Annotated in this window: 22 protein-coding genes and 1 tRNA gene; 10 read left to right on the top strand and 13 right to left on the bottom strand. The window is 63.7% G+C overall.

Going from position 1 to position 17,893, the window contains the following annotated elements; all coding sequences use genetic code 11:
* Positions 1-39: 39 nt before the first annotated feature.
* Positions 40-1,446, bottom strand: coding sequence for an adenosylhomocysteinase (gene ahcY / locus KUV82_RS07005; RefSeq protein ID WP_219956143.1), 1,407 nt, complete (start codon positions 1,444-1,446; stop codon positions 40-42).
* Positions 1,447-1,574: 128 nt separating this feature from the next.
* Positions 1,575-2,039 (bottom strand): S-adenosyl-L-homocysteine hydrolase, encoded by a 465-nt coding sequence (locus KUV82_RS07000; RefSeq protein ID WP_219956142.1) that lies wholly within the window; start codon positions 2,037-2,039, stop codon positions 1,575-1,577.
* A gap of 176 nt (positions 2,040-2,215) precedes the next feature.
* Between KUV82_RS07000 and KUV82_RS06995 the strand changes: the two genes are divergently transcribed.
* Both KUV82_RS06995 and KUV82_RS06990 read left to right on the top strand, forming a co-directional pair.
* Positions 2,216-2,695: a peroxiredoxin gene (locus tag KUV82_RS06995; protein ID WP_219956141.1), complete on the top strand. Its 480-nt coding sequence runs from the start codon at positions 2,216-2,218 to the stop codon at positions 2,693-2,695.
* A gap of 71 nt (positions 2,696-2,766) precedes the next feature.
* Complete coding sequence (locus KUV82_RS06990; RefSeq protein WP_219956140.1) at positions 2,767-3,057, top strand: hypothetical protein; 291 nt, start codon at positions 2,767-2,769, stop codon at positions 3,055-3,057.
* A 4-nt stretch (positions 3,058-3,061) separates the two neighbouring features.
* On the opposite strand, the gene folE is transcribed toward KUV82_RS06990, so the two are convergent.
* From folE to KUV82_RS06975, 3 genes are all read right to left on the bottom strand, one after another.
* Positions 3,062-3,676, bottom strand: a complete 615-nt coding sequence (folE, locus tag KUV82_RS06985) for a GTP cyclohydrolase I FolE (RefSeq protein ID WP_219956139.1) — start codon at positions 3,674-3,676, stop codon at positions 3,062-3,064.
* Positions 3,673-5,136, bottom strand: coding sequence for a phospholipase D-like domain-containing protein (locus KUV82_RS06980; RefSeq protein WP_258319876.1), 1,464 nt, complete (start codon positions 5,134-5,136; stop codon positions 3,673-3,675). The genes folE and KUV82_RS06980 overlap by 4 nt, the downstream gene beginning before the upstream one ends.
* 97 nt (positions 5,137-5,233) lie before the next feature.
* Entirely contained in the window at positions 5,234-5,725 is a 492-nt protein-coding gene (locus tag KUV82_RS06975; RefSeq protein WP_219956138.1) for a hemerythrin domain-containing protein, read from the bottom strand.
* Positions 5,726-5,816: 91 nt separating this feature from the next.
* Here KUV82_RS06975 and KUV82_RS06970 point away from each other — a divergent pair, with 91 nt between their 5' ends.
* Entirely contained in the window at positions 5,817-6,212 is a 396-nt protein-coding gene (locus KUV82_RS06970; protein WP_219956137.1) for a metallopeptidase family protein, read from the top strand.
* 68 nt (positions 6,213-6,280) lie between these two features.
* Here the strand turns inward: KUV82_RS06970 and KUV82_RS06965 are convergent.
* Positions 6,281-6,357, bottom strand: a tRNA-Arg gene (locus tag KUV82_RS06965).
* A gap of 51 nt (positions 6,358-6,408) precedes the next feature.
* Positions 6,409-6,873 (bottom strand): NUDIX domain-containing protein, encoded by a 465-nt coding sequence (locus KUV82_RS06960; RefSeq protein WP_309148100.1) that lies wholly within the window; start codon positions 6,871-6,873, stop codon positions 6,409-6,411.
* 40 nt (positions 6,874-6,913) lie between these two features.
* Here KUV82_RS06960 and KUV82_RS06955 point away from each other — a divergent pair, with 40 nt between their 5' ends.
* The gene (locus KUV82_RS06955) at positions 6,914-7,093 is read left to right on the top strand and encodes a Flp family type IVb pilin (RefSeq protein WP_219956136.1); all 180 of its coding nucleotides are present in this window, start codon (positions 6,914-6,916) and stop codon (positions 7,091-7,093) included.
* 124 nt (positions 7,094-7,217) lie between these two features.
* Positions 7,218-7,394: a Flp family type IVb pilin gene (locus tag KUV82_RS06950; protein ID WP_219956135.1), complete on the top strand. Its 177-nt coding sequence runs from the start codon at positions 7,218-7,220 to the stop codon at positions 7,392-7,394.
* 87 nt (positions 7,395-7,481) lie between these two features.
* Here KUV82_RS06950 and KUV82_RS06945 read toward each other — a convergent pair whose 3' ends face one another.
* The 5 genes from KUV82_RS06945 to KUV82_RS14210 all read right to left on the bottom strand — a co-directional run bounded on the left by KUV82_RS06945 (position 7,482) and on the right by KUV82_RS14210 (position 12,918).
* Positions 7,482-8,960 carry a M48 family metalloprotease gene (locus KUV82_RS06945; RefSeq protein WP_219956134.1) on the bottom strand — a complete coding sequence of 493 codons (1,479 nt, stop codon included), beginning with the start codon at positions 8,958-8,960 and terminating at the stop codon, positions 7,482-7,484.
* A gap of 121 nt (positions 8,961-9,081) precedes the next feature.
* On the bottom strand, positions 9,082-10,026 hold the full coding sequence (locus tag KUV82_RS06940) for an acetyl-CoA carboxylase carboxyltransferase subunit alpha (protein ID WP_219956133.1): 945 nt from the start codon (positions 10,024-10,026) through the stop codon (positions 9,082-9,084).
* A 9-nt stretch (positions 10,027-10,035) separates the two neighbouring features.
* A complete protein-coding gene (locus KUV82_RS06935; RefSeq protein WP_258319887.1) occupies positions 10,036-10,887 on the bottom strand; it encodes a tyrosine recombinase in 852 nt (283 codons plus the stop codon).
* 40 nt (positions 10,888-10,927) lie between these two features.
* Positions 10,928-12,787 carry a hypothetical protein gene (locus KUV82_RS06930; RefSeq protein ID WP_219956131.1) on the bottom strand — a complete coding sequence of 620 codons (1,860 nt, stop codon included), beginning with the start codon at positions 12,785-12,787 and terminating at the stop codon, positions 10,928-10,930.
* Positions 12,784-12,918: a hypothetical protein gene (locus KUV82_RS14210; RefSeq protein ID WP_258319875.1), complete on the bottom strand. Its 135-nt coding sequence runs from the start codon at positions 12,916-12,918 to the stop codon at positions 12,784-12,786. Before KUV82_RS14210 ends, KUV82_RS06930 begins: the two co-directional genes overlap by 4 nt.
* Positions 12,919-12,993: 75 nt before the next feature.
* Here KUV82_RS14210 and KUV82_RS06925 point away from each other — a divergent pair, with 75 nt between their 5' ends.
* The 5 genes from KUV82_RS06925 (at position 12,994) to KUV82_RS06905 (ending at position 17,527) form a co-directional block, all read left to right on the top strand.
* Complete coding sequence (locus KUV82_RS06925; protein WP_219956130.1) at positions 12,994-13,560, top strand: shikimate kinase; 567 nt, start codon at positions 12,994-12,996, stop codon at positions 13,558-13,560.
* Positions 13,551-14,660 carry a 3-dehydroquinate synthase gene (gene aroB / locus KUV82_RS06920; RefSeq protein ID WP_219956129.1) on the top strand — a complete coding sequence of 370 codons (1,110 nt, stop codon included), beginning with the start codon at positions 13,551-13,553 and terminating at the stop codon, positions 14,658-14,660. The genes KUV82_RS06925 and aroB overlap by 10 nt, the downstream gene beginning before the upstream one ends.
* A 120-nt stretch (positions 14,661-14,780) precedes the next feature.
* Positions 14,781-16,187 carry a peptide MFS transporter gene (locus KUV82_RS06915; protein ID WP_219956128.1) on the top strand — a complete coding sequence of 469 codons (1,407 nt, stop codon included), beginning with the start codon at positions 14,781-14,783 and terminating at the stop codon, positions 16,185-16,187.
* A complete protein-coding gene (locus tag KUV82_RS06910) occupies positions 16,184-16,954 on the top strand; it encodes a cyclase family protein (protein ID WP_219956127.1) in 771 nt (256 codons plus the stop codon). The genes KUV82_RS06915 and KUV82_RS06910 overlap by 4 nt, the downstream gene beginning before the upstream one ends.
* Before the next feature lie 135 nt (positions 16,955-17,089).
* On the top strand, positions 17,090-17,527 hold the full coding sequence (locus tag KUV82_RS06905; RefSeq protein ID WP_219956126.1) for a hypothetical protein: 438 nt from the start codon (positions 17,090-17,092) through the stop codon (positions 17,525-17,527).
* Positions 17,528-17,574: 47 nt separating this feature from the next.
* Here KUV82_RS06905 and KUV82_RS06900 read toward each other — a convergent pair whose 3' ends face one another.
* A complete protein-coding gene (locus KUV82_RS06900; protein ID WP_219956125.1) occupies positions 17,575-17,823 on the bottom strand; it encodes a hypothetical protein in 249 nt (82 codons plus the stop codon).
* Positions 17,824-17,893 lie beyond the last annotated feature (70 nt).

Raw genomic sequence — 17,893 nt, 5'->3', positions numbered from 1 at the left:
CGCGCGTTCATGCGATGGTTTTTCCGCCAGTTGCGGCGATCAGTAGCGGTAGTGCTCAGGCTTGTACGGCCCTTCGACCGGCACGCCGATGTAGTCGGCCTGCTTCTGGCTGAGCTTGGTCAGCTTCACGCCGAGCTTGTCGAGGTGCAGCGCCGCGACCTTCTCGTCGAGGTGCTTGGGCAGGACATAGACGTCGTTCTCGTACTCGTCGCCCTTGCTCCACAGCTCGATCTGCGCGAGTGTCTGGTTGGTGAAGGAGAAGCTCATCACGAAGCTCGGGTGGCCGGTCGCGCAGGCGAGGTTCACCAGGCGTCCCTTGCCGAGGATGATCAGTTCCTTGCCGTCGGGGAACTTCACCACATCGGTGCCGGGCTTCAGCTCGTTCCACTCGTAATTGTCGATGGCCGAGATCTGGATCTCGCTGTCGAAGTGGCCGATGTTGCAGACGATCGCCTTGTCCTTCATCGCCTCCATGTGGTCGGCGGTGATGACGTGCTCGTTGCCGGTCGCGGTGACGAAGATGTCGGCAACCTTGGCCGCGTCTTCCATGGTTACGACCTCGAAGCCGTCCATGGCGGCCTGCAGCGCGCAGATCGGGTCGACTTCGGTGACGAGAACACGGGCGCCGCCGTTGCGCAGCGACTGGGCGCTGCCCTTGCCGACATCGCCGAAGCCGGCAACGCAGGCGACCTTGCCCGAGAGCATCACGTCGGTCGCGCGGCGGATGGCGTCGACGAGCGATTCGCGGCAGCCGTAGAGGTTATCGAACTTCGACTTGGTCACGCTGTCGTTCACGTTGATAGCCGGGAACGGCAGCTTGCCCTGCTTGGCAAGGTGATAGAGGCGGTGGACGCCGGTGGTGGTTTCTTCCGAAACGCCGACGATGTTCTTGACCGACTTGCTGAGGTATCCCGGCTTTGCTGCGACAAAGGCCTTGAGCGCGCGCTGGAATTCGATCTCTTCGGCGTTCTGCGGCTCGGGCAGCTCTTCGCCGGCCTCGATACGCGCGCCCCAGAGGGCGAACATGGTCGCATCGCCGCCATCATCGAGGATGATGTTGGCGGTCTGGTCGGGATCTTCATCGGTCGACCAGTCGAAAATGCGGCCGACATAGTCCCAATAGTCCGACAGGCTCTCGCCCTTGATAGCGAACACGGGGATGTCCTGCGCAGCAATCGCAGCCGCCGCGTGGTCCTGGGTCGAGAAGATGTTGCAGGTCGCCCAGCGCACGTCCGCACCCAGCGCCACCAGCGTTTCGATCAGCACCGCAGTCTGGATCGTCATGTGCAGCGAGCCGGTGATGCGCGCGCCCTTGAGCGGCTTGTCGGCATATTCCTCGCGCAGCGCCATCAGGCCGGGCATTTCGGTTTCGGCGATGGCAATCTCGTCGCGACCGTACTTGGCCAGCGAAATGTCCTTGATGACGTAATCGGTGAATTCGGCCACGGGAAAATCCTTGATCTTTCGGGATGAAGGCCGCGCATAAGGAAGGGGCGCCGCCGCAATGGCGCCGCCCCTAGCCCCTCAGAGTGGCAAGGGCAATGGCCCCAGCCGGAGTGCGTCCCGAAAGGCCCTTAGCGAGCCGCGAACCGTCCGCCGTTCATTGGCGCGGCCGCAAGCAATTCGCTGGCCGCCAGCTTGAGATGCGACGGATCGCGCGATGCGGCGAGCTCGCTAGTGATCTCCTTCAGCTCGCTGCACTCCAGCCACGGGTGTCCTTTCCCGTACTGGTTTGCCATGCCCACACTCATCCGGTCGAGCGCCCGCTTGGCCCCGCGCGCGCCATGCTTGCGGGTAAGCCCCGCCTCAAGATCGCGCGCCGCCGTGTTCAGTGTCGGCAGGTGCGCTGCCGAAAACTTGCGGTAGTGCGGCTGAAAATCATGCGCGCCCATCCGGCAACGCAGCGAAGTAACCATCAGCATGATGTCGAGCTTGCGGATGTTCTCGGCATCGGCCGATCCCGCAGCCAGCGCAGGCGCCGGCGTCAGCAGCATTGCCGCGGCACCGGCCACGACGGCGAAAGTCTTGGAAAGTTGCATGTCCCTGGTCTCCCTGGCGGGCGCGTCCCGTTGCCCGCTGGGAATAAGGATCGGGAAAGGAGTTTACGGGAATTTAAAGCGTCGCAGTAAAGCGAAATTAACCACGAAGCAGTGGTTGCGCGGGCACGTCCGGAGCCCTAGGTCTCAGGCCGGACGGGAAAGACGGAGTTTCCACTATGACGATTTCGGTAGGCGACAAGCTGCCTGAAGTGACGATGGTCAAGGCGACCGAAAACGGCCCCGAACAGGTCAGCTCGGGCGACTATTTCAAAGGCAAGAAAGTGGCGCTGTTTTCGGTGCCGGGTGCCTTCACCCCGACCTGCTCGGCGCGCCACCTGCCGGGCTATGTCGAGAAAGCGGACGAGCTGAAGGCCAAGGGCGTCGACGAAATCGTCGCCACCGCGGTCAACGATGCCTTCGTGATGGGCGCATGGAAAAGTGCTGCCGGCAGCGACGACATCACCATGCTGGCAGACGGCAATGGCGACTTCGCCGAAGCCGTTGGCCTCACCATGGACGGTTCGGGTTTCGGCATGGGCAAGCGCGGCCAGCGCTATTCGATGGTCGTCGAAGACGGCGTCGTGACCCAGCTCAATGTCGAAGCGCCGGGCGATTTCTCGGTCTCGAGCGCGGAGCACATGCTCGGCCAGATGTAAGGCGCTCCAGCGCCGTTCCATTTGCGGACAACACCGGCGCCCCGTCTTGCCTCAGCGCAAGGCGGGGCGCAGTGTTTCTGCCCATGGAACAGGGGCAAAACGAACCGACCGCCGTGACCGATCCGGACCGCGATTTCGGCATCCTCCTCGGCTGGGAAGCCGACCCGGCAGGCGAACGCGTGATGCTGCGGATGCAGAGCGCCCGCAAGGCACCGGGTTCGGGAGACGACGTGCGCGAGTTCAAATACTTCATGACCAAGGAGCAGGCCGTGCTTCTTGGCAACTACCTTTACGGGCTAGCGGGCGAGACGGCGCCGACGCGCAAGCGGCCGGGACTGCTGGATCGCCTGTTCGCGCGCTAGTGCCTTAGCCATATCCCATCAGGCTAAGCACTTCCTTGCGGCTGCGGTGGTCTTCCAGGAAGCAGCCGCACAGGCGCGAGGTGATCATGCCGACACCGGGCGTGCGCACGCCGCGGCCGGTCATGCAGCCGTGCTGCGCCTCGATCACGACAGCGACGCCCTGCGGTTCGAGATTGTCCCAAATGCACGCCGCGACCTCGGCGGTCAGGCGCTCTTGGATTTGCAGGCGGCGGGCAAAGCCGTGCAGCACGCGGGCGAGCTTGGAAATGCCGACGACCTTCTTGTCGGGCAGATAGGCAATGGAAGCCTTGCCGGTGATCGGCGCCATGTGGTGCTCGCAGTGCGACTGGAACGGGATGTCCTTCAGGAGCACGACCTCGTCATAGCCGCCCACTTCCTCGAACACGCGGCTGAGGTGGATCGCAGGGTCTTCCTTGTACCCCTGGCAATATTCCAGCCACGCGCGCCCGACCCGCTTGGGCGTGTCGAGCAGCCCTTCGCGCTCCGGATCGTCGCCGGCCCATGAGATCAGTGTGCGGATCGCATCCTGAACATGATCGGGTACGTCGGGTTTCGCCGGCACACCGGGGTCGTCCACATAATCGCCTGCGTTGCTCACTTGCCCCTGATCCTCCTGAATTTCTCGCGATAACGCGCGAGCCTGCTCCCCTTGCGGAAAAGTCCGCCCTTTGCAAACGGCTCGAACATGTCGTTCGGGTCCTCGGGGTCCAGCAACGCGCTTTGCGCGAGCGTTTCCTGGACCGCATTGAGGTCTGGCGGATGGTACCGCTTCAAGGATCGATAGCTGTCGCCTTGCGAATGGTCGATCAGCCCTGCCATCGAGCCATAGCGCGACAACAATTCCCAAACGTCCCCTTCCGCGAGACCGCAGTGTTCGGCAATCAGCGACCGCCTCAGGCCCCCTATCGCCTCGCGCGCATGGCCGTTCCCTTCGCGGTTTGCATCGATGAAGACATCGCATTCGCTATCGAGACCCATCGACCGGTTATTGAGATTGGCCGAGCCGATACGCAGAATCTCGTCGTCGATGATCATGATCTTGGCGTGCACGTAGACGGGCGTTTCGCCTGAATAGGGAAACCAGATCGAGAAGCGTCCCTTGGTGTCGGCCTCTTCTATCGAGCGCACCAGTTCAGCGCGCGCGTGGTCCATCGCCTGCTGTTCCAGCCATCCATCGGCGTTGAGGGGATGGACGATCACGATCTCGGGTGGGTCGTCTTCGCGCAGCCGCGCAATCATCGCCTCAGCAATCGAACGCGAGGCGAAATACTGGCTTTCGGCGTAGATCCATTTCTTCGCGCCGGCGATCTGCTGCAGGTAGAGTTGCTCGATCTCGTCGACAGCCTCCCAATCGCGATAGGCGGCCCGCGTGCGCGCGATGCCGATCTCGACATTCTCGAACTGGGCATCGAGCGCTTCGGGCCACGGTGTGCCCGGGGTATCCTCGGTGTCGGGCAGCTTCCTGCCGCCCGCGCGCGTCCAGCGATCCTGGCCAAGCTCGGCGAGCGCAAGGGCAACATCGCCCTCCATCATCATGGTCGCATCGTGCCAGGGTTCGTACGGAACGCCGCGCGGCGTCTTGCGCCGCGGATCGTCTTCCTTGTGATCGCGGGTGTCCCAGCGCTTGTCGGTGATGTCGATCCCGCCGCACACGGCCAGCTTGTTGTCGAGCACGGCAATCTTCTGGTGATGCGTACAACCCACCGGATGCGCGGTGTCGAAGCGGAAATTGATCCGCGGATGGCGGACCCAGCGCAACAGGTCCCACCACATCGATGCGCGCCCCATGGTCGAAAGCGCGCCGACGCTCCACTTGAGGATGCGAATGTCGAGCTTCTTGCGGTGCCGGGCGAGCCAGGCGATGAAGCTGCCGAGGCGCGAGGGATAGCCGCGTTTCCATGGCCGCTGCCACCAGCGCCGGCCGCGCTCGAGGTGGATGCGCGTGTCGAAGTCCCAGCCAATAAGGAGGATCCGGCGGCGCGATCGCAGCATCGCGTCCTGCATAAAGGCGAAATAGTCCGCCGCGTCGACGACCACGCTTGCACGGGTCGCCTTCACATAACGCCAAACTCCCGGTTCGACCGATGGGTCGAGCCGGGAGGTGCGTTTGGGGTCCTGTTCCTCCGCGATGCGCGCGGCCCTCCGAACGGTCTGCTTAGTCCTTGGCGTCTTCCATCTTCTCTGGCGTTACCTCGGCGTCGGCCTTCTCTTCCTTCTTCCGGCGATCGAAGACGGCGCGCATGTGCTCCATGTCGGCTTCGTCCAGATGCTCTTCGAAATCGGGGAAGTGGTCTTCTTCCTCTTCCTCGATGTGGTGGCGATAGCGGTGCTCGAAGTTCTTGAACTTCTGCAGCCATGCGCCCGAACTCATGTCGGTGGCGGCAAGATCGTTGAGCGCTTCGTCGATCTCGTGATGTTCGGCGACAGAGTGACGGGTTTCGCCCGTGGTTGCGGGCTTCTTGAGCATGGTGGCGTACAGCGCCTGCTCTTCCGCCGCGGCGTGGCTCTTCAGCTCCTTGGTAAGCTCTTCGAACAGCGTTTCGCGCTGCTCGGTGTCGCCGCTCGTCTCGAGGAGCTTGTCGAGCAGCTCGCGGTGCTTGTCATGATCCTGCTTCAGGCGATCAAAGATCTCGGTCGTGTCGGTCATCGGGCAAATCTCCTTTGCCATTCCAACAGGTAAGACGCCGGTGTGTTCCAAGCTTGTGCGACCCCGGCGCGCATCCCATATCCCTTGGACGATGCACGATCGCCCCGGTCCCACGCAGCAGCAGATGCAGATCATGGCCGACGCCGCCTTTGCAGCGCTGCCGGCCGAATTTCGCGACCAGATGGGCGATGTCGTGTTGCGGGTCGAAGACTTCGCGACTGCCGAGCAGCTGGAATCGGTCGATCTCGACAACCGCTGGCACCTGACCGGCCTATATGAAGGCGAGCCGCTGCCCGACCAGTCGATTTGGCAGAGCGGCCGTATGCCGCCGCGCATCTGGCTGTTCCGCCAGCCGCTGATCGCCGAATGGCGCGAGACGGGCGTGCGGATGGACGACCTTGTGCGCCACGTCGTGATCCACGAAGCAGGCCACCACTTCGGCTTCAGTGACGAGGACATGCACTGGCTTGAAGACAACGCCGACTAAGGGCTGACCCGGCCGACACCCGCCCAGAACCAGAAAAGCCCACGACCATTTCTGGTCATGGGCTTTTCTGGCGCGCCAGGAAGGATTCGAACCTCCGACCGCCTGATTCGTAGTCAGGTACTCTATCCAGCTGAGCTACTGGCGCGCGTTGGAGGGCGCCAAATAGGCAGGTGCCCCAAGCTTGGCAATCCCTAAATCATGTTTTTTCGAACAAGCCGCGGGAAAGGGCGATATCGAGCGGCGGTTTCTCCAGCGCAGCCACTTCCTGCGGTGTGAACCAACCCACTTCACCCCCTTCGAGCGCTGCGACCGGGTCCCCGTTCCAGGGGCAGGTGTAAAGCAGGATGACAATAGGCGCTCGCCCTTGGGTTTGCGTTTCTTCTGCAAAACCCGCTTCGCTCAGCGAGCTGGATTTGAGTGTGAGGCCAAGCTCTTCCTGCGCCTCACGTACAAGCGCATCGCGCGGTTTTTCGCCGCTTTCGACCTTCCCGCCAGGAAATTCCCAGAGGCCGCCATGATGCTTGTGGAGAGGGCGGCGATGCATGAGCCAGCGCCCTTCCCCATCGTGGAGCGCCAGCGCTACCACACAGGTCCATGTCGGAATTTTTTCCAAACTTCGCGGTGTCCTCAACTCTTTTTTAACGGGATTGGCCGTAATCACTCGATGTCAGCTTAGACAAGTGACGAATGGGGCACCGACAATGGTCAAATTCCTGAAGAAACTGGGACGCGACACGCGCGGTGCAACAGCCGTCGAGTATGGGCTGATCCTTGCTCTTATCTTTCTCGCCATGGTTGGCGCGATTCAATCCTTCGGCACGTCGGCCATGGCAACATGGACCACAGTCGAGACCTCGGTGACAGCAGTTACCGGCGTTTGAGTGGGGAAACGGGTAACTCGAAGCAGTTAGGAGTTTCTCAACTTCTTCGAGGCAGAAAGCAAAATTGCTCGAACCACACTTTTCGGGTCGAGCCGGGAACGAAGACTGAACCAGGAGACATCACATGAAGTTTTTCAACAAGCTGCGCCGCAATGAAGAAGGTGCAACCGCCATCGAATACGGTCTCATCGCTGCCCTGATCGCCGTTGCTGCGATCACCGCGATGCAGAGCCTCGGCAACGAGCTGAGCACGACCTTCAACACGGTCTCGACCACGATGAGCTCGTCGAACGCGGTCTAATCCGTAACGACACTAGCTTGATAGCGAAGGCGGCGAGGGAAACCTCGCCGCCTTTTCTTATGCCTGAAGGATTTTTTGGCGGATCGCTTAGCGGGCGCGGACCACCAGCTTCACCTTCTGGCCGGCGCGCAGCGTATCGTTGCTGCCAAGTCCGTTCAGCACGCGGAAGCGTTCGACCTGGTTGCTGTCATAGGCCATCCGGCGTGCAAGCGAGGCGACCGTATCGCCGCTACGCACCGTCACCACATCCAGCACCCGCGGAACAACGCCTGCCGCTGTGCGAGCATCGATTCGCTGCATCGAGCGGAACATGTCGTTGAATGTGCCCGCCCGGCCGGCCGGTGTGATGGCAAGGAAGTGGTACGCGCGATCCTGCGCGAACTCATAGGCAAACACGGTCACATCGACCTGGCCGTTGTTCGAATTGACCCGCGCCGTTCCGTATGCGGCGCGCAAGCCGTTCACCGTTGTACGCTGGATCGATTGCGGGCGAATCGCCTGCTGCTGGCTCAGCCCCGAGAAGACGCTCGTGACGTAGCTGTCGAGGTCGCCGCTGTAGGGTGCGAGCGTGAACTGGGCTTGGCCGCTTTGCCCCTGGATTGTGACCGCGCGCGTGCCGTTGACCATGTAGAAGCCCTGCGGTGCCGTGAAGGCCAGGCGAAGGTCCGGATGGATGAACTGGCGTCCTTCGACCACACCCTGTGCCGGGTCGTCGCCATAGGTGAGCCCGTCGATCCGCGTGAGGAAGGTGTCACGGTTGGTAATGCCGCCCGTCGCGCCGGTCGCCTGCGCCTTGGACAGCGCGGTCTGGACGCGGCTTGCCGGATCAGGGTGGGTCGAAGCCCATTCGGGCAGCCGCGCGCTGTCCCTACCCTGCAAACGCGCATCGAGAGCGTTCTGGAGCGCAAGGCTCCGCAGCACCGTGCTCATCGCGCGCGGGTCGTAGCCCGCCTGGTTGAGATAGCGGATGCCGAGTTCGTCCGCCTCCAGCTCCTGCGTGCGCGAGAATCGCAGGGTCAGGAGTTGGGAGCCTTGCATGGCTGCCTGGCCAAGCTGCTGGCCCAAACCGCTGTTGCCCAGCAGGAGGCCCGAAAGGATCGCACCCGCCGCTCCAAGCAGCGTGTTGCGCTGGGCAGCAGCCTGACGGCGCTGCGAGTGGCGCGCTGCGACGTGTCCGACCTCATGGCCAAGGACGCCCGCAAGCTCCGCCTCGTTGTTCATCAGAGCAACCAGCTGGCGCGTCGTGTAGATATACCCACCCGGGATCGCGAAGGCGTTGTTCACCGGGCTGTTGAGCAGCGAAACGGTGAAGGATTCGCGCGCATTGCCGAGGCCGGACTGCACCGCGATGTTCTTGCCGACCTGCTCGACATATTGGGCCTGGCTTCCGCTCATCGCTCCGCCGAATTCGGCCAGCAACTGCGGGTGAGCCTCGGCGCCCGTCTGCGCTTCGCTCTGGGTGATGGGGGCCGAGGCGCTCGGAATCTCGCCTCCGCCCATGCAGCCAGCAAGCGCCAGCGACAGGGCACTCAGCGAAGCGGCGGCGGCAATCTTGGTATGCGACATGATGGGTTCCCCAATTCTGCTCATGCGCCGACCACCCCGACCGGGCGCCGACGCAAATGCGTGTATTTGGGGAAGAAACAGGATCGAGCGGGGCTTTGTTCCCGATTCGCCTGAAGAGGGCCTAGCTTGCGAGCGCCAGGAAGCGGTCTTCGCGCATGCGCCTGAGCTCGTGCGGTGGGTAGCGCCCCAGCATGTCGAGCTCTTCCGCAATGGCCGTGCCCAGCGCGCTGGCCGCAGCCTTGGGATCGCGATGCGCGCCGCCCACGGGCTCGTTCACGATCCGGTCGATTACGCCCAGTTTTTCAAGGTCTTGTGCAGTGACCTTCATGGCCTCTGCCGCATCGGGAGCTTTCTCGGCCGTGCGCCACAGGATGGAGGCGCAGCCCTCGGGCGAAATGACCGAATACACCGCGTGCTCCAGCATCAGCACGCGTTCGGCGCTGGCGAGTGCAACCGCGCCGCCCGAACCGCCCTCGCCCACGATAGCCGCGACCATGGGAACCGGAAGGGCGAGACAGGCTTCGGTCGAACGGGCGATGGCTTCTGCCTGACCGCGCTCTTCCGCCTCCACGCCCGGGAAGGCGCCCGAAGTGTCGACCAGGGTGACCACCGGTAGGCCAAATCGGCCAGCCATTTCCATCAGGCGGATGGCCTTGCGATAGCCTTCGGGCTTGCCCATGCCGAAATTGTGGCGAATGCGGCTGGCCGTATCGTTGCCCTTCTCATGGCCGATCAGGACCACCTTGCGTCCGTTGAGCTTGGCAAAACCGCCCAGGATCGCCTCGTCATCGCCATAGCAGCGGTCCCCGCCCAGCGGGATGAACTCGTCAAAGGCGTTTTCGACATAGTCGCGAAAGTGCGGGCGCGAGGGGTGGCGCGCGACCTGCGTCTTCTGCCAGGGCGTCAGCGCTTCGTAGGTGCTCGCAAGCAGGTCTGCGCTCTTGAGCTCCAGGCGCTGGAGCTCGTTCGAAATATCGACCTCGTCGCCTTCCGACGCGCTGCGCAGTTCGGCAATGCGCGCTTCGAGCTCGGCAACCGGCTTCTCGAATTCGAGATAGGAAATCATGCCGCCGCGCTAGTCGCTCGCGCGCCGCTGCGCAAGCGGGTGACGCTCGTTTACCAGCGCCACGAGCCGCGCAGCGTCGACATGGGTGTAGATCTGCGTGGTCGAGATATCGGCGTGCCCCAGCAGCGTCTGCAGCGCGCGCAGGTCCGCCCCGCCCTCCAGCAGATGCGTTGCAAAGGCATGGCGCAGCACGTGCGGGCTCAGCTTCTCTCGCGGCAAGTCAGCGCGCACGGCCAGGTCCTTGAGAAGCTGGAACAGCCTGACACGCGAAATATGCCCCGTTCGGGAGGGGAAAAGGAAAGCCGAATCCGGATCGCGCAGCGCCAGCCAGCGCGGCAGGACGGCACTTGCGCGCTGGCTGACCGGGACCATGCGGGCCTGTCCCCCCTTCCCCACCACCGTGAGAAAGGGCGCGTCGCGCGGCACGGCGGATACCGGGAGCGAGACGAGTTCGGTCGCGCGCAGACCCGAACCGTAGAGCAGTTCGAGCAGCGTAAGGAGGCGTACAGCGCCCGGCTTGTCGCCGCACGCCTCCTCCTCGGCCCGTGCGAAGAGCGCCTCTACTTCCGCGTGCGACAGGATCTTGGGCAAGGGCCGCCGCGTAGCCGGGCGCGGTAACGCGTGCGTTGGATCGTCTTGGCGCAAGCCCTCGTCGACCAGAAATCCGAAGAACTGGCGCAGCGCGGATATCTTGCGCGCCATGGTCGCGGGCGCGAGCGAGGCCCAGCCCTGCCCGAGCTTGGCAAGCTGCGCGGGACTTGCGCCGTCGAGCGCTGCGCCCAGCCATTCCTCGGCCTGTTCGAGATCGCGGCCATAGGCCAGCAGGGTGTTGCGCGCCGCTCCGCGTTCGGCAGCCAGCATCGCAAGGAAATCAGGGATCGAGGACACAGGCCCCGCCACGTCAGGCGCGCGCGACCGCCTCCGCGGCGATCATCCGGGCTTCCGCCTCAAGGCCCACGCGCCGCAAGGCAGAGACGATGTGGTAGAGATGGCGCGGGGTCATGCGGTCCCAGCTCGATCCCTGCATCCCGAGGCCTGCAAGCATCGCCACGAGCGCACGGTTGTCGACCTCGGCTGCACGCGTGATGAGCTGCGTCCAGCGGGTCTGCGCGGCGAGGTTGACGCTAAGCCGCTGGCTGTACTCGGCAATCTCGCTCGATTCGACGCGGCCGAGCCCGGCGAGTCCGGCAAGCAACATCTGCGACTTGCGCTGGCCCGCGCTGTCGTCGTTGTCGGAGAACTGGTCGAGCTCACCATCGGTCACGGCATTGGCCCGATCCGGATCGGCAACGGCCAGGAGGCCCCAACCAAGGCTTCCGGCGTCGAGCGCGCTCGCCCAGCGCATGGCATCGCGGTCGAGACCGGCGGCCAGCATCGAGGCAATCAGGCCAGCGGCATCGCCGCTGTAGGCCGAGTCGACCGGCATGCGCGCCGCCGCATAGGCGGTGAGCACCATGCGCCCGTAGGCGGTTGCTTCATCCCCTGCCCAGATATCGCGGATGGCTTCGAGCCGCGCTTCGGGATTGCTGCCCACATAGGCCTCGCGAAGGCGCGACGCCCTGACGGCGGCTTCGCCTTCCGCACTCTCCTCGGCGAAGATCTGGCTGTAGAGATCGACCATCGCCGAGGCGGACAGGATACCGCCGGATGCGGCCAGATCGGCCCCGGGCGCGCGCTGGATAGGCGAGAGCGCTGGGAAGAACGGGCTCGTGCGCAGAAGATCCGGTCCGGCGTCCTCGAGCAGGTCTTCAGGGATCGGTTCGCCAAGGGCGTTCGCCAGCGAATAGCGCCAGGGAGTGAGCCCGCTGGTGCCATCCCACTCGATCGTTACCGCGCGCCGTCCTCGCCCGGCTGATCCGGCAAAGCGCTGCGCCAGGAGCACATCGATCCGATCGTCTTCGGTGCGGCCAAGCAGGCGGCGCAGATCGTTCTGGGCCCGCGTTTCCTCGCCCGCATAAGCGTTGCAGATGCCCGAGAGCATTTCCCAGATCGTGTCTTCGCGCCCGGTATCCACGAGCCGGACCGATGGGCACGCTCCGACGATATCGCCGGTCGCAATATAGGCCGTCACCGCCTCGTTCGCGAGCGCCGGGGAGTAATTGCCGGTATCGACATCCTGCACCAGCGCGCGGGCAACCACCGCCTCGCCCATCGTGTTGAGGACACGGGTACGCAGTGTGGCAAATTCCACCGCGCTCATGCCTTCAGGCGCTTGCAGCCGGCTCGCCAGCGCACGGCGAAGGAGGATGTGGCCCCAGCGCGAAACCATCGGCTGGGTGGTCCCTTCCAGCACGGCGCGAACCAGCGCAGCCGGCTGGCGGGCAAGGGAGCCCGACGGCAGGCCGCCTTCGGCCGAACCAAGCAGGCCCACGCGTTCGGTCGAACGACGGGCGGCCGGGGGAATGTCGTAGGTCGGCTTGAGGCCGAGAAGGTCGTCGAGATCGTCGGTCGACATGGCCTCGAGCTCTTCGAGCGACGGCAGGTTCGAAAGGTCGAGGTCCGCCGTCGATGGCATGGGCTGTGTTGGCAGGGGTTGTACGATCTCGCCCGATTGCGTGGCACTCGCTTGCGGTGTGGCCGGCTGTCCGGGCTGCGCGGCCTGCGGTGCCTGCGCGGTTGGCCGCGGTGCCGGCGTGGGCGTCGGCGCCGGTGCCGGATCGTCGAATCCGGGCGGCAGGAGGTCGACCGGGGCGTCTTGCGCCACCACGACTGCGGAGCTCAGCGCGAAGACGGCCGCGCCAACCAGCCATGCCGATTTCATCGCAGCGCCTCCGGCGTTTCGATTGCCTGCTCGATCGGACGCAGCGGTTCCTCCCCGCCGTGGATCAGGGCCGCAACCAGGAGGAGTGCGCCAAGCAGCGCCGCTCCCCTGCCAATCGTCTTGCCGCTCATCGCCAAGTTTTTCGCGTCCCGCTCCAAGTGCTGATACCTTGCCCGCGCCCTAGCCCAGTTCTAGGCACGGCGGCAATGACCCATGCAAGCGCCATGACACCGGAAGAGATCGGCAACATTGCCCGGCGTATCGACCGGCCGGTGGTGCTGGTCGGACTGATGGGTGTGGGCAAATCCACGGTCGGAAGGCGGCTTGCGGCTATGCTGGGCACCGATTTCATTGATGTCGATGACGAGATCGAACGCGCGGCCGACCGCTCGGTCAGCGAAATCTTCGCCGCTCACGGAGAGGCCTATTTCCGCGATGGCGAGCGCCGCGTGATAGCCCGGCTGATGGACGAATCGCATGGAGTGATCGCGACCGGGGGCGGCGCCTTCGTCGATCCCGAAACGCGCGCCCTGATCCTGGAACGCGCCATCGCCGTCTGGCTCGATTGCGATATCGACACGCTGGTCGAGCGGACCTCGCGGCGCGATAACCGTCCGCTTTTACGCCAGGGTAACCCTCGCGAAATACTCACCGAACTGAAAGATCGGCGCGGCGCCTTCTATGCCGAGGCACAGGTCCATGTCGTTACCGATGACGGACCGCATATCGAAACCGCGCAGCGCATATTGGGGGCGATCGACGCATGGCTGTAATCGACGTCGAACTGGCGGGGCGCGAATACGAGGTGCGCGTGGGGCCGGGCCTGCTTTACGATATCGCCGGAGAGGCCTCCGCCTTCATCCGCAAGGGTTACGTCTGCATCGTTGCGGACGAAAACGCGCGCAAGAGCTGGGGCGAGACGGTCGCCCGCTCTCTGCAGAATGCAGGAGTAGAGCCGCGCTGGTTCGACGTGCCCTCAGGCGAGGCGTCGAAGAGCTGGGAGAGCCTCGCAAAGCTCACCGACTGGCTGCTGGAACAAGGCGTCGAACGCGGCGATCATGTCGTTGCTCTGGGCGGCGGCGTGGTCGGCGACCTGACCGGCTTTGCTTGCGCGATTCTCAAGCGCGGCTGCGGCTTCGTTCAAGTCCCCACCACCCTGCTTGCGCAGGTCGACAGCTCGGTCGGCGGAAAGACCGCGATCAACACAGCTGCGGGCAAGAACCTCATCGGGGCCTTCCACCAGCCCTCGCTCGTGCTTGCCGATCTCGATACGCTTTCCACCCTGCCCTCGCGCGAGCTGCGTGCCGGCTATGCCGAAGTGCTGAAATACGGGGTGCTCGGTGACCGCGATTTCTTCGAATGGCTGGAAGACCGCGCCTATGCGGTGCTCGCCCTGCAGCGCCAGTCGTTAGAGGAAGCCGTGGCGCAAAGCGTGGCGGCCAAGGCGCGCATCGTGGCCGAAGACGAACGCGAGACCACCGGCGCTCGCGCATTGCTCAACCTCGGACACACCTTCGGCCATGCGCTGGAGGCGGAAACCGGCTTTTCCGACCGTTTGCTGCACGGCGAAGCGGTCGCGCTCGGCATGGTGCTCGCCGCACGCTATTCCGTGCGCCGCGGCCTGATGGGCGCGGACGAGGCCGAACGGATCACCCGCGCGGTCGACGCTGCCGGTCTGCCTGCGGAGATCTCTGCGCTTGGCATCACCTGCAACGGCGCCGAGCTCACCGCGCATATGCTGCACGACAAGAAAATGGACGCAGGCATGCTGCCATTCATCCTGCTGCGCGGAATCGGGCAGGCCTTCCTAGACCGGGAAGTCCATCTGGGCGACGTAGCAGCCTTCCTCGACGAGCAATTGCAGGCCCACTGACCAGAGTCCCATGCTGCGCCAAATGCTGCGCAGCATTTTTCCACCAACGACTTGCCTAATCGCGCGACACCCGTGCAGTGCCGCGCTATTCCCTCGCCTTCGGACAGGAGAGGATGTGCCATGACCGTCGCCGAAGCGACCCCCGAACTGCATTTGTACGATGCCGAAGACACCAGCTTCCTCGGCCACCCCAAGGGCCTCGGCTACCTTGCCTTTACCGAAGCGTGGGAGCGGTTTTCCTTCTACGGCATGCAGGCGCTGCTGGTCCTCTACATGGTCAACTACCTGCTGCTTCCCGGTACCGTGGGCGAAGTCGCCGGAATCGAGCAACTGCGCAGCCTGTACGGCGGGCTCGAAGGGCAGGCCTTCGCCAGCGCGATCTTCGGCACTTATGCGGCCTGCGTCTACCTGACCCCGATCTTCGGCGGCCTGCTGGCCGACCGGGTGCTGGGCAAGCGGCGCACCGTTCTGCTCGGCGCGATCACAATGGCGCTTGGCCATTTCCTGATGGCCTTCAACGTCACCTTCCTGCTCGCCCTGCTGTGCCTGATCCTCGGCTCGGGCATGTTCAAGGGCAATATCTCGAGCCAGGTGGGCAGCCTCTACAAGCCCGAGGACCTGCGCCGTGCGGACGCTTTCCAGATCTTCTACCTCGGCATCAATGCGGGCGTGATCGCCAGTCCGCTGGTGGTCGGCACGCTGGGCGAAACCATGGGCTGGCACTGGGGCTTTGGCGCCGCAGGCGTCGGGATGGTGATCGGCCTGATCATCTACATCGCCGGACAAAAATACCTCCCGCGCGAGCATTTCGACGTGGCGGCGAAGGGAGCAGCGGCCGAACCCAAGGACCCGATGAGTCGCACCGACTGGCTCGCGACCATCGCCCTCCTCCTGCTCATCCCGGTGCTGGCGGTGGCAATCGTGCCGAACAACCAGATCTTCAACGCCTACCTCGTCTGGGGCGACCAGAGCTTCGCCCTCTACTGGGGCGAGGAGAAGCTGCCGACGACATGGCTGATCACGCTCGACGCGGTCGTGTCGGTCAGCTTCCTTGCCATCGTTGCCGGGTTCTATCGTTGGTGGAAGACCAAATGGACCGAGCCCGACGAGCTGACCAAGATCATCATCGGTTCGCTGTTCTCGATCGGCGGAATGGCGTGCCTCTACCTTGCCGCGGCCACCACGCCTGCAGGCGAGAAGATCGGCCTTTTCTGGCCGGTCATGTTCCATATCGTGAACTCGATCGGCTTTGCGCACATGCTGCCGGTCAGCCTCGCGCTGTTCGCCCGCCTCGCGCCCAAGCAGATCAGCGGCACGGTGATCGGGCTTTATTTCATCGCCTTCTTCCTCGGCAATTCGATGGTCGGCTATGTCGGCGGCTGGTTCGAGACCATGCCGGTGACGCAGTTCTGGCTGATCCATATGGGCTTTGCCGCGGCCGCCGGGGCCGTCTTCGTCCTCTTCAAGCTTCTCCTCGCACCGCGGCTGATGCATGATGCCGAGCCGGAGGACGCTGCCCTGTCATGACCCGTTTCATCGACCTTTCGATCCCGATCACCAACGACGTAATCTCTGACCCGGAGGTGATGCGGCCCAAGGTCACCTACATGACCCACGAAAGCACATGGCAACAGATCGCTATGTTCTTCCCGGGTCTGGAGAAGGACGATCTGCCCGATGGCGAAGGCTGGGCGGTCGAGATGCTGGAGCTGTCCACGCACAACGGCACGCACATGGACGCGCCCTGGCATTATCACTCGACGACCGATGATGGTGCCAGCCCTGCCCCGAGCATCGATGAAGCCCCGCTCGACCGGTTCTTCCGCCCAGGCGTAAAGCTCGATTTTTCGCACTTCCCCCATGGCCATGTGGTGAGCGCGAAGGAGGTCGAGGAAGCCTTCGATGCAATCGAGTATGCGCTGCAACCGCTCGATATCGTTCTGGTCCAGTCGGGCGCCGTTTACGGGACAGAGAATTTCACGGATCAGGGCGTGGGTCTCGGCGCAGAGGCCACCCTGTGGCTGACCGAGCATGGCGTAGAGGTCGTCGGCACCGATGCCTGGAGCTGGGACGCGCCGTTCAGCCACACGGCCAAGCGCTGGGCCGAGACGAAGGATCCGGCGATCATCTGGGAAGGCCATAAGGCTGGCCGTATCCGGCCCTACTACCAGATCGAGAAGCTCACCAACCTCGAAAGCCTGCCAGCCCACGGCTTCACCTTCAGCTGCTTCCCGGTGAAGATCGAACGCGCCAGCGCGGGCTGGATCCGCGCGGTGGCGATGGTGGAGGAGTAAAATACCCCGTACGCGGTGAGCTCCGTCGTATCCTGTTGATTATCCGGGCCAAAGGTCGACGTTCGGAAGTATTCGTCTAGAGTTCGGGCAACACTACACCAAGTGCACCACGACGTTGAACAATGGGGATCTCAGATGAAATACATGACCGGATTGGCTCTCGCGGTGTTCTTCGCCCTCCCGGCCCAAGCGCATGACACTACGTTGGACATCCTATCGGTTCCCAGCGAGGCGGATTTTGCCGCTGCTCAGAGCATAGCGGATGAACGCATCAGGCAGATCGAAGCCGGGAAACATGAAGATGCGATTTCCGACACGGTCGCGGCAAGCGAGCTCCTGGCCGCAAAGACTTCGGAGAAGAATCTCCTAATCGGGCAGGCACGGACAAGCGTTGAGCTTTACGGACCGGTCGAACGCTGTGTCCTGGCAACGCGCGAACACTTCTCGGCGCTTCGGATAACCCTCAACTACGTCTGCCAGCACGAACAGCTTCTGCTCCTCTGGACCTTGCGTGTCGACAACCTTCCCCAAGGCTGGACCATTACGAACCTGAAGTTCACCGACTCGTATTGATCGCCGGCCTTTAGGACGGCCAGAGAACCCGGCCTGCCGTCTCCCCGTCAGACGTTCAGCCGCGTGACTTTGCCGGACCCGATCGGCTGGTAATCCCCCAGCATCGTATCGTGTTCGGCAAACAGCCGTTCCAGCTCGCCGCGCTTGGCGAGCAAGGTTTGCGCTATTCCCGGTGCGAGGCTTTCGCCCTCGCCGATCTTTCCAAGGAGGCTGGCGAGGTCGCTGACCGTCGCCTCTTCCGGAGTCTTGAAGTAATGCCCCCGGCTATCGAAGAACCCTGTACCCTTCTGTGCCATCAACCCTGCTCCTGTTTCGTGTGTGTCAGAAGCGATCCGAAGAAGGCGAGTATCCCTCGCGGCGGCTTAT

The organism is Qipengyuania flava, from assembly GCF_019448255.1.
Lineage (GTDB): Bacteria > Pseudomonadota > Alphaproteobacteria > Sphingomonadales > Sphingomonadaceae > Qipengyuania > Qipengyuania flava_A.
The sequence above is the reverse complement of the archived record's forward strand: the minus strand, read 5'-3'. Positions and strand labels throughout refer to the sequence as shown.